The organism is Meiothermus sp. QL-1, assembly GCF_003351145.1.
Classification (GTDB): domain Bacteria; phylum Deinococcota; class Deinococci; order Deinococcales; family Thermaceae; genus Meiothermus.
This window is the reverse complement of the sequence record NZ_QQSV01000029.1, coordinates 1-1,218: the sequence shown is the minus strand read 5'-3', so window position 1 is coordinate 1,218 and position 1,218 is coordinate 1. Positions and strand designations below refer to the sequence as shown.

Below are 1,218 nucleotides of genomic sequence, written 5' to 3'. Positions count from 1 at the left end.
ATGGCCAAGGGCGTGTTTGAGCGGACGAAGCCCCACGTGAACGTGGGGACGATTGGGCACGTGGACCACGGGAAGACGACGCTGACGGCGGCGATTACGTACGTAGCGGCGGCGGCGAACCCGAACGTGGAGGTACAGAACTACGACCAGATTGACAAGGCGCCGGAGGAGCGTGCGCGGGGGATTACGATCAACACGGCGCACGTGGAGTACGAGACGGCGAAGCGGCACTATTCGCACGTGGACTGCCCTGGGCACGCGGACTATGTGAAGAACATGATCACCGGGGCGGCCCAGATGGACGGGGCGATTCTGGTGGTTTCTGGGACGGACGGGCCGATGCCGCAGACGCGGGAGCACATTTTGCTGGCGCGGCAGGTGGGGGTGCCGCACATTGTGGTGTTTTTGAACAAGATCGACATGGTGGACGACCCGGAGCTTTTGGACCTGGTGGAGATGGAGATCCGGGACCTGTTGAACCAGTACGAGTTTCCTGGGGACGACACCCCGATTATCCGGGGCTCTGGGCTGAAGGCGCTGGAGCACATGATGGCCCATCCGAAGACCCAGCGGGGGGAGAACGAGTGGGTGGACAGGATCTGGGCTTTGCTGGACGCGATTGACGAGTACATTCCCACCCCGCAGCGGGATGTGGACAAGCCGTTTTTGATGCCGGTGGAGGACGTGTTCACCATTACCGGGCGCGGGACGGTGGCCACGGGCCGGATTGAGCGGGGGAAGGTGAAGGTGGGGGACGAGGTGGAGATCGTGGGTCTGCGGGAGACCCAGAAGACGGTGGTGACCGGGGTGGAGATGCACCGGAAGACCCTGAGCGAGGGGATTGCTGGGGACAACGTGGGCCTCTTGCTGCGGGGGGTGAGCCGGGAGGAGGTGGAGCGGGGCCAGGTGCTGGCCAAGCCGGGGACGGTGACGCCGCACACCAAGTTTGAGGCCTCGGTCTACGTGCTGAAGAAGGAGGAAGGGGGTCGGCACACCGGGTTTTTCAGCAACTACCGGCCGCAGTTCTACTTCCGCACCACCGATGTGACCGGGGTGGTGGAGCTGCCCAAGGGGGTGGAGATGGTCATGCCGGGGGACAACGTCACCTTCACCGTCGAGCTCATCAAGCCCATCGCCCTGGAAGAAGGCCTCCGCTTCGCCATCCGCGAAGGAGGACGTACCGTCGGCGCCGGTGTGGTGTCCAAAATCATCGAGTGA

At 63.8% G+C, this 1,218-nt stretch carries 1 protein-coding gene; it reads left to right on the top strand.

Translation table 11 applies throughout. From position 1 onward, the window contains the following. A complete protein-coding gene (gene tuf / locus DV704_RS12090) occupies window positions 1-1,218 on the top strand; it encodes an elongation factor Tu (protein WP_114799820.1) in 1,218 nt (405 codons plus the stop codon).

What these genes read in the sequence shown, in the direction of transcription:
- tuf (WP_114799820.1), top strand. Translation starts at nt 1, where the DNA reads ATGGCCAAGGGCGTGTTTGAGCGGACGAAGCCCCACGTGAACGTGGGG.